General features: G+C 58.8%; 12 protein-coding genes. 5 read left to right on the top strand and 7 right to left on the bottom strand.

Annotation, left to right across the window (positions count from 1 at the left end; all coding sequences use genetic code 11):
• Positions 1 to 73: 73 nt before the first annotated feature.
• Complete coding sequence (locus BLU11_RS06190) at positions 74 to 565, top strand: Lrp/AsnC ligand binding domain-containing protein (protein WP_090272546.1); 492 nt, start codon at positions 74 to 76, stop codon at positions 563 to 565.
• A 22-nt stretch (positions 566 to 587) separates the two neighbouring features.
• On the opposite strand, the gene BLU11_RS06185 is transcribed toward BLU11_RS06190, so the two are convergent.
• Positions 588 to 1,823 carry a CaiB/BaiF CoA transferase family protein gene (locus BLU11_RS06185; protein WP_090272545.1) on the bottom strand — a complete coding sequence of 412 codons (1,236 nt, stop codon included), beginning with the start codon at positions 1,821 to 1,823 and terminating at the stop codon, positions 588 to 590.
• Positions 1,824 to 2,072: 249 nt separating this feature from the next.
• Between BLU11_RS06185 and BLU11_RS06180 the strand changes: the two genes are divergently transcribed.
• Both BLU11_RS06180 and BLU11_RS06175 read left to right on the top strand, forming a co-directional pair.
• Positions 2,073 to 2,936, top strand: coding sequence for an IclR family transcriptional regulator (locus BLU11_RS06180; protein WP_090272544.1), 864 nt, complete (start codon positions 2,073 to 2,075; stop codon positions 2,934 to 2,936).
• 64 nt (positions 2,937 to 3,000) lie between these two features.
• On the top strand, positions 3,001 to 4,155 hold the full coding sequence (locus tag BLU11_RS06175; protein ID WP_090272543.1) for an acyl-CoA dehydrogenase family protein: 1,155 nt from the start codon (positions 3,001 to 3,003) through the stop codon (positions 4,153 to 4,155).
• A 175-nt stretch (positions 4,156 to 4,330) separates the two neighbouring features.
• On the opposite strand, the gene BLU11_RS06170 is transcribed toward BLU11_RS06175, so the two are convergent.
• From BLU11_RS06170 to BLU11_RS06155, 4 genes are all read right to left on the bottom strand, one after another.
• On the bottom strand, positions 4,331 to 5,809 hold the full coding sequence (locus tag BLU11_RS06170) for a flavin-containing monooxygenase (RefSeq protein WP_090272542.1): 1,479 nt from the start codon (positions 5,807 to 5,809) through the stop codon (positions 4,331 to 4,333).
• Between the two features lie 210 nt (positions 5,810 to 6,019).
• Entirely contained in the window at positions 6,020 to 7,195 is a 1,176-nt protein-coding gene (gene fadA / locus BLU11_RS06165) for an acetyl-CoA C-acyltransferase FadA (RefSeq protein ID WP_090272541.1), read from the bottom strand.
• A 30-nt stretch (positions 7,196 to 7,225) separates the two neighbouring features.
• A complete protein-coding gene (gene fadB / locus BLU11_RS06160) occupies positions 7,226 to 9,373 on the bottom strand; it encodes a fatty acid oxidation complex subunit alpha FadB (RefSeq protein WP_090272540.1) in 2,148 nt (715 codons plus the stop codon).
• A 221-nt stretch (positions 9,374 to 9,594) separates the two neighbouring features.
• Complete coding sequence (locus BLU11_RS06155) at positions 9,595 to 10,038, bottom strand: hypothetical protein (RefSeq protein WP_090272539.1); 444 nt, start codon at positions 10,036 to 10,038, stop codon at positions 9,595 to 9,597.
• Positions 10,039 to 10,141: 103 nt separating this feature from the next.
• Between BLU11_RS06155 and BLU11_RS06150 the strand changes: the two genes are divergently transcribed.
• Complete coding sequence (locus BLU11_RS06150; RefSeq protein ID WP_090272538.1) at positions 10,142 to 10,585, top strand: universal stress protein; 444 nt, start codon at positions 10,142 to 10,144, stop codon at positions 10,583 to 10,585.
• A gap of 19 nt (positions 10,586 to 10,604) precedes the next feature.
• Here BLU11_RS06150 and BLU11_RS06145 read toward each other — a convergent pair whose 3' ends face one another.
• Positions 10,605 to 12,518, bottom strand: coding sequence for an ATP-binding cassette domain-containing protein (locus tag BLU11_RS06145; RefSeq protein ID WP_090272537.1), 1,914 nt, complete (start codon positions 12,516 to 12,518; stop codon positions 10,605 to 10,607).
• Positions 12,519 to 12,690: 172 nt separating this feature from the next.
• On the opposite strand from BLU11_RS06145, the gene BLU11_RS06140 reads away from it, so the two are divergent.
• Complete coding sequence (locus BLU11_RS06140) at positions 12,691 to 14,637, top strand: transglycosylase SLT domain-containing protein (protein ID WP_090272536.1); 1,947 nt, start codon at positions 12,691 to 12,693, stop codon at positions 14,635 to 14,637.
• A 94-nt stretch (positions 14,638 to 14,731) separates the two neighbouring features.
• On the opposite strand, the gene nfuA is transcribed toward BLU11_RS06140, so the two are convergent.
• Positions 14,732 to 15,316: a Fe-S biogenesis protein NfuA gene (gene nfuA, locus BLU11_RS06135; protein WP_090272535.1), complete on the bottom strand. Its 585-nt coding sequence runs from the start codon at positions 15,314 to 15,316 to the stop codon at positions 14,732 to 14,734.
• Positions 15,317 to 15,325 lie beyond the last annotated feature (9 nt).

Genomic DNA, 15,325 nt, shown 5'->3' with positions numbered 1-15,325 from the left:
GAATTCACTATTTAATCCGCTATATTTAGCGTTTAAGTCCGTTCAATTAGCCAAAGGTCTAGTCACTTCTCCCATGAGAACCAAACATCGCGCCCAGAGAGAGCTTGATCGCATAGATCGCCAGATCCTTCGAGAACTGCAAACGGAGGGCCGGCTGGCGTTTACCGAGCTGGGTGAGCGGGTTGGACTGTCCACCACGCCCTGTACCGAACGGGTTCGCCGGCTCGAACGCGAGGGGGTGATCATGGGCTACAGCGCACGTCTCAACCCTGAACATCTGCAAGCGGGTCTACTGGTTTTCGTCGAGATCAACCTGTCCTACAAATCCGGCGATATCTTCGAAGAATTCCGCCGCGCGGTACTCAAGCTCCCACATGTGCTGGAGTGCCATCTTGTCTCGGGAGACTTCGACTATCTGATCAAGGCCCGCATCAACGAGATGGCGTCGTACCGCAAGCTGCTGGGCGACATCCTGCTGAAGCTCCCCCACGTGCGCGAGTCGAAAAGCTATATCGTCATGGAAGAAGTGAAGGAGTCACTGACATTACCGGTGCCGGAGCAGTAGAATCACTGCTCCCCCGACATATTCAGCGCGGCGATTGCCCGATGATACCCAGCTCTTTCAGTCCCGCCATCTGCTCACTGCTCAAACCCAGCCGCTCGCGCAACACCGCTTCGGTGTCCTGTCCAAGCACTGGCGCGGGGCGCTGATATTCCACTGGCGTCTCGGACAGCTTGATCGGGCTGCCGACCATGGTGAACTCGGGATTGAGCGGATGCGGAATATTGACCAGCATGTCGCGCGCCTGAATCTGCGGCTCCTCCAGCGCCTGGGCAATATTGTTGATGGCGCCTACCGGCACATTCACTGGATGAACCTTGCTCACCCACTCATCGGCAGTCGCACCAAGAAAATGGGCGGCGAGAATCTCAATCAACTCTTCGCGATGCTGCACCCGGTCAGCATTACGGACAAAGCGCGGGTCGGCCGATAATTCAGGCAGGCCTATGGCATTGCATAGCGCCACGAACTGACTGTCATTGCCGCAAGCGATGATGAAGTCGCGATCGGCCGCGCGAAATACCTGATAAGGCACAATATTGGCATGAGCATTACCATAGCGTCCCGGCACCTTGCCGGACGCCAGGTAGTTCAGGCTCTGGTTGGCCAGAGTCGCTACCTGCACATCCAGCAGAGCCATGTCACAGTGCTGGCCGCGCCCGGTTTTCTCGCGGTTGAGCAGCGCCGCCTGAATAGCAATCGTCGAATACAATCCGGTCATCAGATCAGTAACGGCGACGCCGGTTTTCTGCGGACCGCCGCCGGGCAGGTCATCGCGCTCACCGGTGATACTCATCAGTCCGCCCATGCCTTGAATGATGAAGTCATATCCCGGCTCTGCCGCGCGCGGCCCGGTCTGGCCAAAACCGGTGATGGAGCAGTACACCAGCCGCGGATTGAGTTTCGCCAGGCTGGCATAATCCAGCTCATACTTCTCGAGCGAGCCGGCTTTGTAATTCTCGATCAGCACGTCGCAATCGGCCACCAGCGCTCGTATCAGCTCCTGACCTTCGGCACTGGCCAAGTTGATTGCCACCGATAACTTGCCCCGGTTGGCAGACTGGTAATAGGAGGTCTCGGCAGTCCACTCGCCTTCAGGGTTCTTCATCCAGGGCGGCCCCCAACCACGGGTGTCATCCCCACTACCGGGGCGCTCGACCTTGATCACTTCTGCTCCCAGATCAGCCAGAACCTGGCCACACCATGGCCCAGCCAGCACTCGGCTCAGATCCAGCACCCGTATTCCAGTCAGCGCACCCATTCGTTTTTCCCGTTGCGACCCTTGAGTTGGACACTGAATCATATTCCGCTATGCAGTATAAGATTCTGTATTCTGCAATCATCATAGTTTCGCAGAACGGCTGAGTAAAGCTTACAACCTGTAAGCGGACACCTGCACTAACATCTGTGCCCCGGCCCCAGGAACCACCCTGCTCGGCGAAAAGCGCTATATTTCGCACTGCAGTACTTAATTTTGTTTTGTTGATATTTCATGAAAATTGGAGATACCATGCCCGCCAATCCGAGCCAACCAGAAGGCAAATCGAATGAACAAGCATCTGCCACTCAAACGTTCGATGCCCAGATGCTAGACCCGATGACGGCCTTCGATGATGCGCCGAAAGACCGGCATTTCGTCACGGCATTGGCACGTGGAGTCGAGATCTTGCGATGTTTTTCGCCGCGGGAAACCATGCTGGGCAACCAGGATCTGGCTACGAAAACCGGTCTGCCCAAGGCGACCGTGACAAGGCTGACCCACACGCTGACGCGCCTGGGTTGCCTGAAGCGCCAAGCACAGACCGGCAAGTACCAGCTGGATGTCGGCGTGATGGGCTTTGGTTACGCGCTGCTATCGAATCTGTCGGTACATGCCACCTGCCACCCACTGATGGAAGAAATGGCGGCTTATGCGCAGGCATCAGTGGCCATGGCGGCCAGGGACAGACTGCAGATGGTGTATCTGGATGTAGCCTACGGCAAGGCCAACATGAGCACCCGGCGCCACATAGGCACCTACCTGCCCATGCACCTGACGGCGATGGGCCGGGCTTGCCTGGCGGCCATGCCGGAGAGTGAACGGGAATTCATTCTTGACCATCTGCGTGCAGCACACCAGGACGACTGGCCGACGATTCGCAGAGGGCTGGAAAGAGCATTCAGGGATTACGCCGATTTCGGTTATTGCATGTCCATCGGCGAATGGCAGCGGGATGTCAATTCCGTCGCGGTGCCCATGGCACACCCACAACACGGCCTGCTGGCATTCAACTGCGGCGGCCCGAGCTTTCACCTGCCTCAGGAAAAGCTCGAAGACGACATCGGACCCCGTCTGGTGAACATGGTAAACAACATAGAGGCAGCCACCCGCTGACATGCGCGCGGGTGGCTGCCTCCATGAACAACAAGCCTGCCGTGCAGGCTATTCAGGAGAGCATATGATTCGTGATCCGGAAACACTGCAGATTCTGCTGGATTCCATCCGTCAGTTTGTCAGCCAGGAATTGATTCCCCGTGAACATGAAGTCGCCGAGAGCGACAACATTCCCGCGGACATCGTCGAGCAGATGAAGGAAATGGGCTTGTTCGGCCTGACCATTCCCGAGGAGTACGACGGCTTGGGTGTGACCATGGAAGAAGAGGTGAATATCGCCTTCGAGCTAGGCCGCACCTCCCCTGCCTTTCGCTCTTATATCGGCACCAATAACGGTATCGGCTCCATCGGTATCCTGCTCGATGGTACCGAGGAGCAGAAAGCACATTACCTGCCGAAGCTGGCTGCCGGTGAATATCTCAGTTCGTTCTGCCTGACCGAGCCTGATTCCGGTTCTGATGCAGCCTCACTGAAGACCACCGCTGTGCGCGATGGTGACTTCTATGTGATCAATGGCACCAAGCGCTTCATCACCAACGCTCCCCATGCCGGTGTCTTCACCGTGATGGCCCGCACCAGTTCCGAGATCAAGGGCGCCGGCGGTATCAGCTCCTTTATTGTCGAGCGCGGCACGCCGGGGCTGACCATTGGCAAGCCGGATCAGAAAATGGGCCAGAAAGGCGCGCATACCGCCGATGTGATCTTCGATAATGTTCGCGTACCGGCCGATAGCCTGATCGGTGGCAAGGAAGGAGTTGGCTTCAAGACCGCCATGAAGGTGCTCGACAAGGGCCGCCTGCATATTGCCGCTCTCGCCGTCGGCGCCGCCGAACGCATGCTGGCTGACTCACTGCAATACGCAGTGGAGCGCAAGCAGTTCGGTCAGCGTATTGCCGATTTCCAGTTGATCCAGGCGATGCTCGCCGACAGCAAAGCAGAGATCTATGCCGCCCGCTGCATGGTGCTCGATGCCGCCCGCAAGCGCGACGAGGGACTGAACATCAGTACCGAAGCCTCCTGCGCCAAGATGTTCTCCACCGAAATGTGCGGCCGCGTCGCCGACCGGGGCGTGCAGATTCATGGCGGTGCCGGCTACATAAGCGAATACGCCATCGAACGCTTCTATCGTGACGTGCGCCTGTTCCGTCTCTATGAAGGCACCACGCAGATCCAGCAGGTGATCATCGCCCGCAACATGATTCGTGAAGTCCAGGACTGAGCGCCCGACGACAACTCCAACAGCCAGAGGGGCGTCGCCCCCCTCGCTCATCAGGTAAGATTACGCGTTCAGCCACACACTTCTGGACGGCCGGCTGCTGCCTGACGAGGGCTGATGTTATCTGTTCTACCTTGCCACCATCGCGGTCACCCTGGCCGGGATGACGCAACAGCGGTTATTTCTGGAACTGCAGCGCGCCATCATCCAGTCGGCCGTACTGGATGATGTATTTGTCTTTCAGATAGTTCTGATGAACCTGCCAGGGCGCTCGATCGCCCTGTTTGGGCAGGATGTGTCGGGCGCGCTGTACATAACCCGAGGTAAAGCTCAGAAAGGGCTGCTCCTGCACTTCGGGCGTCCGTCGTGGCACCGCCACGCGATAACCCTTGCGGTCCATGTAGCGGAGCAATCGGCAGGTGTACCTGCTGGTGAGCTCGGCCTTGAGCGTCCAGGAGGCGTTGGTATAACCGAAGGTGAGAATCAGATTGGGCACATCGCTGAGCATCATGCCCTTGTAGGACATACGCTCGGCCGGCTGCACCAGCTCGCCATCCACGTCCAGCTGCATGTCGCCCATCGCATTGAGCTTCAGTCCGGTGGCGGTGACGATGATATCTGCCTTCAGCTCCTGCCCGGAATTCAGGCGAATACCGTCCTCAGTGAAATGATCGATAGTATCGGTCACCATCTCGACCTGCCGAGACCGCAGCAGATTGAACAGATCACCGTCGGGCACCGCACAGATCCGCTCGTCCCAGGGGTTGTAGCTGGGCGTGAAATGCTTCATGTCGATGTCCGCACCCACCTGACGCTGCAGCAGCTGCAGCAAATATCGCTTCACCTGCTTCGGTTTGCTGCGGGCAAGTCGGTAGAAGTATTGGCCAAGCAAGACGTTCTTCCAACGGGTCAGATGATAGGCCAGCGGCACGGGCAGCCATTTCTGCATTCCCAGCGAAAGACGGTCGACCAGGGGCCGCGTGACCACATAACTCGGAGAGCGCTGCAGCATGACGACCTGAGCACCCCGTTCGGCAAGTGCCGGCACCAGGGTGACTGCCGTCGCGCCGCTGCCGATGACGATGACTCGCTTGCCCTGACAGTCCATATCTTCCGGCCAGAACTGCGGATGGACGATGCGCCCGGCGAAAGCCGATTCATTGGCAAACTCGGGGCGATGGCCTTCATCGTAGCTGTAATAACCGGAACAGGACGCGATGAAGCGTGCCTGATAGCGTTCCTCTTGCTGCCTCCCCTCGGCATCCGCCACGCGAACAGTCACCGTCCATATGGCCTTCTCGATTGACCATCTGGCGGAGACCACCTGACGTCGGAAGCGAATGTGTCTGTTGATGCCCGCCTCCTCGGCGGCGTCTTCGATATACCGTTTGATGTCGGCGCCATCGGCAATGGCCTTGCGTCCCGTCCAGGGCTTATCCTGGTAGCCCAGGGTGTACATGTCCGAATCGGAGCGGATACCCGGGTAGCGGAACAGGTCCCAGGTACCCCCGATAGCCTGGCGGCGCTCCAGAATCAGATAGCGTTGGTCCGGACAGTGTCTGGTCAATGCCCTGGCCGTACCGATACCGGACAACCCGGCACCGATAATCAGTACATCCAGAGGAGACGATTGGAATTGTTCTTGTCCCTTGTTCATGCTGGCATCCTTCGGATAGGCATCGCTGACAATCTAACAGGCATTCGGCGCTGTAATCCATCGCACTTGTTGCTGAATGCCCAAAGGTTATACCGACTTATCAGAACTGAATAAAAAACCCGCCAACCCCAGCTGTTTTCACAGCCGCGGTTGGCGGGTTCGGTTAAGCAGGCTGCCGGAGCTAATGCTCCGGCTCCGCTATCCGGGCGTTTACACGCGTTCGAATACCGTGGTGATACCCTGACCCAGACCGATACACATGGTCGACATGCCGATGGTGCCACCGTTCTGCTTCATCACGTTCAGCAGGGTGCCGGAGATACGAGCACCGGAGCAGCCGAACGGGTGACCCAGAGCGATAGCCCCGCCGTGCAGGTTGACCTTCTGGTCCATCTTGTCCAGCAGCTTGAGGTCCTTGAGCACAGGCAGTGCCTGGGCAGCAAAGGCTTCGTTCAGCTCGACATGATCGATATCGTCGATGCTCAGACCAGCACGTTTGAGCGCCTTGCGCGTCGCAGGAACCGGGCCGTAACCCATGATCGACGGATCGCAGCCGGCCACTGCCATGGAACGGATCACGGCCAATGGCTCCAGACCCAGCGCCTTGGCACGTTCGGCAGACATGACGATCATGCAGGAAGCACCGTCAGTGATCTGCGAAGACGTACCGGCAGTCACGGTACCACCTTTGGGGTTGAACGCCGGACGCAGTGCAGCCAGGCTTTCCAGCGTGGTTTCCGGTCGGATGGTTTCATCCTCGGTGAACACACGCAGGAAACCGTTTTCGTCATGGCCTTCCATCGGGATGATTTCATCCTTGAAGTTGCCTTCGACCGTGGCCTTGTGCGCCAACTGGTGCGAACGCAGACCGAACTGGTCCTGCTGCTCGCGGGTAATGCCGTGCATCTTGCCGAGCATTTCCGCAGTCAGACCCATCATGCCCGCGGCCTTGGCTGCATACAGGGACAACGCCGGGTTCGGATCAACACCGTGCATCATGCTGACGTGACCCATGTGCTCGACACCACCGATGACGAACACATCACCGTTGCCGGTCATGATCGCCTGGGCGGCAGTGTGCAGCGCGCTCATGGATGAACCGCACAGACGGCTGACCGTCTGCGCTGCAGCAGTGTGCGGGATTGGCGTCATCAGGGATGCCATGCGGGCGATGTTCCAGCCCTGCTCCAGGGTCTGGTTGACGCAGCCCCAGATGACATCTTCCACTTCTGCGGGGTCGATTTTCGGGTTGCGCTCGAGCACACCGGTAATCAGCTTGGCAGACAGGGTCTCGGCACGGACATTGCGGTACATACCACCCTTGGATCGGCCCATCGGGGTCCGGCCGAAGTCGACAATAACAACGTCTCTCGGATTGAGGCTCATAAATTCACTCTCGCTCTGTACGTTCCGCGGTTAACCGAAGAATTTCTTGCCGTTGGCCGCCATTTCACGCAACTTTTCAGTCGGGTGATACATCGGGCCGAACTCAGCGTATTTGTCTGCAATGGCCACGAATTCAGCCACTCCGATGGTGTCGATATAGCGCAGTGCGCCGCCCCGGAAGGGAGGGAAACCGATACCGTAGATCAGACCCATGTCGGCATCTGCAGCGGATTCGACGACGCCATCTTCCAGGCAGCGTACGGTCTCCAGGCACAGCGGCACCATCATGATCTCGATGATTTCCTCATCGCTGAACTCACGCTGTTCCAGAACCACCGGCTTGAGCAGTTCATAGGACTGAGGGTCAGCAACCTTCTTGGTCTTGCCTTTCTTGTCCAGCTCGTAGGCATAGAAGCCCTTGCCGGTCTTCTGGCCCAGACGGTTGGCTTCGTACATGACGTCGACCGCGGTCTTGGTCTTGTCTGCCATGCGATCAGGATAACCTTCAGCCATCACATCACGACCGTGGTGACCGGTGTCCATGCCAACCACGTCCATCAGGTAGGCCGGGCCCATGGGCCAGCCGAATTTTTCCATGATCTTGTCGACGCGCTGGAAGTCAGCACCCATACCGATCAGACGAGCAAAGCCGCCGAAGTAAGGGAAGAGTACGCGGTTGACCAGGAAGCCGGGGCAGTCGTTGACCACAATCGGCGTCTTGCCCATCTTCTTGGCATAGGCGACGGTGGTGGCTACAGCCTTCTCGCTGGACTTCTCACCACGGATCACTTCCACCAGCGGCATCATGTGTACCGGGTTGAAGAAATGCATGCCGACGAAGTTTTCCGGACGTTTCAGCGCCTGGGCCAGGTAGGTGATGGAGATGGTCGAGGTGTTGGACGCGATGATCGCGTCTTCCTTCACATACTGCTCTACCTCAGCCAGCACGGCGTGCTTGACCTTGGGATTCTCGACAACCGCTTCCACCACGATATCGACGTTACCGAAATCGCCGTAGGACATGGTCGGACGGATGGCATTCAACGCTGCAGCCATCTGCTCCGGCTTCATGCGGCCCTTGGCAACGCGCTTGCCGAGCAGCTTGGAAGCTTCGTCCAGACCCAGCTGAATACCCTCTTCGCGGATATCCTTCATCAGGATAGGCGTGCCCTTGGAAGCGGACTGATAGGCAATCCCGCCACCCATGATGCCGGCGCCCAGTACCGCAGCCAGCTTCACTTCACCGGCTTGCTTATCGTACTTCTTGGCTTTGGATTTGAGTGCCTGATCATTCAGGAAAAGACCCACCAGCGATGCAGCAACAGTAGTCTTGGCCAGTTTGGCAAAACCGGCGGCCTCGATTTCCAGTGCCTTGTCGCGACCATGGTTGGCAGCTTTCTGGATGGTCTTGATCGCTTCAACCGGGGCCGGGTAGTTAGGACCGGCCTGTCCGGCGACGAAACCCTTGGTGGTTTCAAACGCCATCATCTGTTCGATGGTGTTGAGCTTGATTTTTTCCAGCTTGGGCTGACGCTTGGCGCGGAAGTCCAGCTCACCGGAGATGGCGCGGCGCACCAGGTCCAGCGCGGCATCACGCAGCTTGTCATCGGCGACCACAGCGTCCACGGCACGCACTTTCAATGCACTGTCGGCGCGCTGCTCAGTACCACCGGCAATCCACTCGACGGCGTTGTCGACACCGATCAGACGCGGCAGACGAACTGTGCCACCGAAACCCGGGTAGATACCCAGTTTGGTTTCCGGCAGACCGATCTTGGTGCTCTGAGCCATGACCCGGAAGTCGCACGCCAGACACATTTCCAGACCACCACCCAGTGCCAGACCATTGATCGCAGCAACTGTTGGTACGTTCAGGCCTTCAAACGCGTTGAAAATGCGGTTGGTTTCCAGATTGGCAGTCACCAGCTCTTCTTCGGACAGCTTGAATGCCTGCACGAATTCGGTGATATCGGCGCCGACGATGAAAACGTCCTTGCCGCTGGTAACAATGACGCCCTTGATGCTGCTGTCGGACTGGATCTTGTCAACGGCCGCCTTGAGTTCGGCGAGAGTGGCCTGGTTGAACTTGTTGACCGACTCGCCCTGCAGATCGAATCTGAGGTCGGCGATGCCGTCTTCAAGGATTTGAACCGTGATGGCTTTACCTTCGTAAATCATCAACTGATCTCCATGCTGTGAAAGCAGATGAGAAAAAACACTGCCCAACCATGCTGTCGGACAATGTCATGATAGTTCCCGACTACACTGAATGATGCCTGGCCCGGCAAGATTCATACGCTCGTTTGATTCGGGTACGCACACCTTCATGGAAAACCGCGCCATTGTCAATCTGCCACACCGGGATGACGGTAAAAAACAGCGGCAATTGTCCTGACTGATCAGTCCAGCTGGGATGGCGCTTTCAATGGCTCCAGCGCAGCAACCAGCTGCGTCAGTACCGCCGGATCATCCGGCTCACGCCAGTACACAACCACTGACAGGCTCTGACGATCAATGCCCCGCACCTGCTCCGGAAGCTGCTTCAGCACCTCCGTGCACCCGGGCGTTACTTCCGAGCCGTGCAGCCATACCCAGCCGTCCGCCTCGCGACGGCAGCTGAATTCCTGCGCCAGCGGCGCGCGTTCCAAGGGCATTCGGTAGGCAATACACCCCGCCAGTTGGTTCACCCGCTGTGCCTCACGCAGCCATTCCACGGCGAAACCGGACTGTCTGGCCTGCTCGCGCAAGCGGTGCAGGTGCCTCTCGCGACCGCGCGGCATCAGCTTGGCCAGATTGGAAACCAGTATGGCCGCTACCACGCCGACTATGATCCAGGTGATCATCTTTTTACCTCGTTTGGCTGGAAATAATGTAACTGAATGGATGTCACTGTAGACCTCTTGCCAAAGACTGCTAAGATCAGCGAAAAGCAAGGAGAGAACCCACATGCTCTACTCACATGTGCTGGTCGCGATCGACCTGATCGAAGAATGCCGCGCCGTAGCCGAACACGCCCGGCAGCTGGCCCAGGCACTGGATGCCCGACTGACCATTGTCCATGTCGTCGAACCCCTGGCCATGGCCTATGGCGGAGACGTCCCCATGGATCTATCCATGTTGCAGCAACAGCAGTTCGAGCAAGCACGCGAGCGCATGCAGCTGTTTGCCGGCGAATACGGTCTGCCCGAGGAGCAACTGCAGATCGCCTTCGGCCACCCCCGTCAGGAAATTCACCGTGTGGCTACCGAATATGGCTGCGATCTGATCGTCGTCGGCAGTCATGGCCGCCATGGGCTGGCCTTGCTGCTGGGGTCCACCGCCAATGATCTCCTGCATGGCGCACCTTGCGATGTGATCGCGGTACGCCTGCACAAGACCGCCGCCAGCTGAAACGCTGGCGAGCGTTCTCTCAACCTTCCATATCCTCCAGCTCGGCCCAGCGCTCCAGCGCCTGGTCCAGCTCAGCCTGCTTGTTTTCCAGGGCAGTGACGACCGGTGCAGTCAGGGCGTGATCCTGCAGATAGAACTGCGGATCACTGACCTGCTGCTGTAGCGCCTGCAATTCGGCTTCGAGCTTTTCCAGCAGCGCCGGTAGTGCGTCCAGCTCCCGCTGCAGCTTGTAACTCAATTTGACCTTTGTTGCCGCTGGCGCAGCCTTGACTGGCTCCGCCGTAGGTTGCGCAGCCACAGCAGGTTCTGCTGCGTCGTCACCCCACTCTGCCAGCGACTCGATCCTGCCGCCCTGGCGCAGCCAGTCGGCATAACCGCCAATGTACTCACGCACATTGCCGTCCCCTTCAAACACCAGACTGCTGGTCACCACGTTGTCCAGGAATGCCCGGTCGTGACTGACCAGCAGCACGGTGCCATCAAAACCATCGAGCACTTCTTCCAACAGCTCGAGGGTTTCCACATCCAGGTCGTTGGTCGGCTCATCCAGCACCAGCACGTTGGCCGGTTTGCTGAACAGGCGCGCCAGCAGCAGACGTGCACGCTCGCCGCCGGACAACGCCTTGACCGGTGTACGGGTGCGCTCGGGAGAAAACAGGAAGTCGCCCAGATAACTGATCACGTGCCGCTGCGCGCCATTGATCTCGATGAAATCCCGGCCTTCGGACAGATTGTCGATAACGGTCTTTTCCAGATCCAGCTGGCCGCGCAACTGATCGAAATAGGCCACTTCCAGCTTGGTACCATGCTTGATGGTGCCACTGGTGGGCTCCAGCTGGCCGAGCATCAACTTCAACAGCGTACTTTTACCGGAGCCGTTATTGCCGATCAGACCGATGCGGTCACCGCGCAGTACGTTGGTAGTAAGATTGCGTACCAACGGCCGCTGGCCCGGCCAGGCAAAGCTGACTTTGTCCAGTTCGATAACACGCTTGCCCGACGAATCTGCAGTTTCCATCTGGAAGCTGGCCTTGCCCTGGCGCTCGATGCGTCTGACACGCTCTTCGCGCATCGCCTTGAGCGCCCTGACCCGACCCTCGTTACGGGTGCGTCGAGCTTTGATACCCTGACGAATCCATACCTCTTCCTGGGCCAACTTCTTGTCGAACAGAGCATTCGCGGTGGCTTCGGCTGCCAACTGCTGCTCCTTGTGCTCCAGAAAGCTGCGATAGTCACCGACCCAGTCAATCAATTGCCCGCGATCCAGCTCCATGATGCGCGTGGCCAATGCCTGCAGGAATGCACGGTCGTGAGTGATGAACAACACCGCACCGCGGAATTCCAGCAACACCTGTTCCAGCCAGGCGATGGTATGGATATCCAGATGGTTGGTCGGCTCGTCAAGCAGCAGCACATCCGGCTCGCCTACCAGCGCCTGCGCCAGCAGCACCCGGCGACGCCAGCCACCGGACAGCTCGGACATGGTTTTTTCCGCGGGCAATCCCAGACGAGTCAGCGTGGTTTCGACCAGCTGATTCAAACGCCAGCCATCCTTCGATTCCAGGCGGCTCTGCACCTTTTCCAGTCGCGCCAGCTCCGCCTCACCCATCTCGCCATGCACCAGGCTGTGGTATTCGGCGAGCAGATCTCCGACGCCATCAAGGCCCGCGGCGACCACGTCATACACCTTCATGTCCCCCGCTTCGGGTAGCTCCTGAGGCAGTTGGCCGATCTTCAGTCCCGGCGCAAGCCACAATTCGCCCTCGTCGGCCGCCTGCTCACCGCTGACCAGTCGGAACAGGCTCGACTTGCCGGCGCCATTGCGACCGATCAGACAGACACGCTCGCCTCGGTCGAGTTGAAAACTGGCCTTGTCGAGCAGCGGATTCAGACCGTAGGCCAGGGAAACATCGGTAAAGGAAAGCAGAGCCATATCACACCTTTTGTTCATTCAGGTCGGCATTCTACCTGCAGGCTGTTACTACTGCATGTTTATTGCGGCCGCGTCTTTGAAGCAACAGCTCAAACAGCTAAGCTGTGCTCCATGAACAGCCGGCATGGAAGCCCTCTCGAACACGCCTGACGCCCACCCGGGCAGGATAACCATGCCGCGCCTGATAAAACGATACCTGACCAGACTGCCCCGCCTGCTGTGCGCAGCATTTCTACTGTCAAGCTTACCAGCCCAGGCCGACCGGCTCAGTGAGCAGCGCGTCCAGTACGACCAGGCGCAGCGCGCTCTGGCAACGGGTGACCTCTCCCGCTTTGAAACGCTCAAGACTGGCCTGGCGGACTACCCGCTGCAGCCTTATCTGACGCTGGCCTCCCTGCGCAAGCGGCTGGACTATGCGCCGCATCAGGAAATCGAGCAATTTCTCACCGCCCATGGCGACCTGCCCACAGCCGGCAGCCTGAAGCAGAGTTGGCTCAAGCGTCTGACAGAAGAACAGGACTGGCAGCGACTACGCCGCCACGTGGATACCGAGACGCTGACGGCAGAGTTGGAGTGCCCGCTGGTGATGCACACCTGGAATGAAGGGAAAGTCGAGCAGGCCAGACAGCGCGCAGAAGCACTCTGGACGGTAGGTCAGTCGCAGCCGGATGCCTGCGACCCACTGTTCGAGCGCTGGATCGCCGCCGGCGGCCTGACTGACGATATCGTCTGGGAGCGTATTCGTCTGGCTCTGCTGCATCGTCAGGACGGGCTCGCCAAGTACCTGACGCGGCAGATGTCAGGTTCATCAGTGCTCGCCGAACGCTTTGTCGCCACGGCCAGCGATCCCAGGCTGCTCAGTCAGTTCAGTCGTTACCAGCCCAGCGCCAGCCAGCCGCTGGAAAAACTTACGGACATGGTAACCGTGTCCCTGCGCCGCCTGGGACGTGATGACACCAATGCCGCCCTGGCCCTGTGGCCGCACTACCAACACCTGCCCTTCACTGACGAAGAACGTCTTGCACTGACCCGAGACATCGGCGTGCGCCTGGCTCGGCGTTATCAACCGGAAGGGCTTGTCTTCATGGCCGCTAATGATCCGCACATGCAGGACGACACCGTTACCGAATGGCGTGGACGGCTTGCGCTGCGCACCGGGCATTGGCACAGCGTCCAGGACCTGATAACCAACATGCCCGAGCATCTTCGCGAGCAGAGCCGCTGGCGTTACTGGAGCTTGCGCAGCAGGCAGCTAAGCGATACCGACACTGGTGACCTGCAGAGCGAATATGCGCAACTGGCCGGGGAGCGGGACTTTTATGGTTTTCTGGCAGCCGAGCGTAGCCGCCAACCTTATGCAACCAATCACCAGCCCGTGCCCATTGATCCTCGCGCCGCAGCCCGGGTGCAGAACACCGCAGGCATCATCCGCGCCCGGGAATTCTTTGCCCGTGGCGAACACGTCAATGCCCGCCGCGAGTGGTATCACGCCGAGCGCCTGTTCAGTCGCGAAGAGTTGATTGCCCAGGCCAGCCTGGCCCGGCAGATGGACTGGTACTTTCCGGCGATTCGCGGTATCAGCAAGGCGCAGCACTGGGACGACCTGGATATCCGCTTCCCACTGGCCTATCGCGAGCCCATCGTCGAGCAGGCGCGGCTACGCCAGTTGAATTCGACCTGGGTCTACGCCATTACCCGACAGGAAAGCGGCTTCATGACGGACGCGCGGTCGCACGCCGGCGCTCTGGGGCTGATGCAATTGATGCCCGCCACCGCCAGGGAAACCGCGCGTCGCTACAACATTCCGCTGGGCAACACCCATGAGGTGCTGGTACCAGAACGCAATATTGCACTGGGCACGGCTTACCTGTCGCAGCTGTACGGTCAGTTCCACGGCAACCGGGTGCTCGCCTCGGCCGCCTACAATGCTGGCCCTGGTCGGGTACGCCAGTGGACCCGCGACATGCCGGCGCTGCCTTCGGATATCTGGATCGAGACAATCCCCTTTGACGAGACACGGGCCTACGTTCAGGCCGTGCTGACCTACGGGGTGATCTATGGGGAAAAGCTGGGGATCCAGCAATCGGTGATGGAACCGAATGAGCGCTACGTAGAGTAAACTTCGGGGTGTAGTGCGCCTGCGCTACGCCAAAGCGTTCAAGATCTACACCTCTGTCGTCGAGCAGGCGCTCGACAACCCGACGTTTGCACACTCAGTAGTAAGCGTTTTCCTTGACGGTATGGTCAGTCACATCACGCACGCCATTGAGCTCGGGAATGCGCGCTACCAGTGTCTTCTCGATACCTTCCTTCAGCGTCACATCGACCATGCCGCAACCCTGACAGCCGCCGCCGAACTGCAGCACGGCGATACCGTCCTCGACGACATCGATCAGCTTGATCTCACCGCCATGACTGGCCAGGCCGGGATTGATCTCGGTCTGCAACAGGTAGTTGATGCGGTCGTTCAGCGGACTGTCATCGTTGACCATGGGCACCTTGGCGTTGGGCGCCTTGATGGTCAGCTGACCGCCCATACGGTCGGTGGCGTAGTCGACAACAGCATCTTCGAGGAAAGGTTCGCTGGTAGCATCAAGCCAGACCCGCAGTATGGGCAGTGTGATGACTGTATCTTCAGGCTTCTCTTCGCCGGGCTTGCAATAGGCAATGCAGGTTTCTGCATAGGGCGTACCGGGCTGGGTAATGAACACACGAATACCGATGCCGTCTGTGTCCTGCTTGGATAACAAGTCCGCCAGATAGCTCTGGGCCGCCTCGGTAAAGTGAATGCCTGCCATGAAATGCCT

It is taken from the genome of Halopseudomonas litoralis (genome assembly GCF_900105005.1).
Taxonomy (GTDB): Bacteria; Pseudomonadota; Gammaproteobacteria; order Pseudomonadales; family Pseudomonadaceae; genus Halopseudomonas; species Halopseudomonas litoralis.
The sequence above is the reverse complement of the archived record's forward strand: the minus strand, read 5'-3'. Positions and strand labels throughout refer to the sequence as shown.

Bases quoted from the DNA above. Each gene is read 5' to 3' on its own strand.
- BLU11_RS06190 (WP_090272546.1), top strand. From the start codon at position 74: ATGAGAACCAAACATCGCGCCCAGAGAGAGCTTGATCGCATAGATCGC.
- BLU11_RS06185 (WP_090272545.1), bottom strand. From the start codon at position 1,823: ATGGGTGCGCTGACTGGAATACGGGTGCTGGATCTGAGCCGAGTGCTG.
- BLU11_RS06180 (WP_090272544.1), top strand. From the start codon at position 2,073: ATGCCCGCCAATCCGAGCCAACCAGAAGGCAAATCGAATGAACAAGCA.
- BLU11_RS06175 (WP_090272543.1), top strand. From the start codon at position 3,001: ATGATTCGTGATCCGGAAACACTGCAGATTCTGCTGGATTCCATCCGT.
- BLU11_RS06170 (WP_090272542.1), bottom strand. From the start codon at position 5,809: ATGAACAAGGGACAAGAACAATTCCAATCGTCTCCTCTGGATGTACTG.
- fadA (WP_090272541.1), bottom strand. From the start codon at position 7,195: ATGAGCCTCAATCCGAGAGACGTTGTTATTGTCGACTTCGGCCGGACC.
- fadB (WP_090272540.1), bottom strand. From the start codon at position 9,373: ATGATTTACGAAGGTAAAGCCATCACGGTTCAAATCCTTGAAGACGGC.
- BLU11_RS06155 (WP_090272539.1), bottom strand. From the start codon at position 10,038: ATGATCACCTGGATCATAGTCGGCGTGGTAGCGGCCATACTGGTTTCC.
- BLU11_RS06150 (WP_090272538.1), top strand. From the start codon at position 10,142: ATGCTCTACTCACATGTGCTGGTCGCGATCGACCTGATCGAAGAATGC.
- BLU11_RS06145 (WP_090272537.1), bottom strand. From the start codon at position 12,518: ATGGCTCTGCTTTCCTTTACCGATGTTTCCCTGGCCTACGGTCTGAAT.
- BLU11_RS06140 (WP_090272536.1), top strand. From the start codon at position 12,691: ATGCCGCGCCTGATAAAACGATACCTGACCAGACTGCCCCGCCTGCTG.
- nfuA (WP_090272535.1), bottom strand. From the start codon at position 15,316: ATGGCAGGCATTCACTTTACCGAGGCGGCCCAGAGCTATCTGGCGGAC.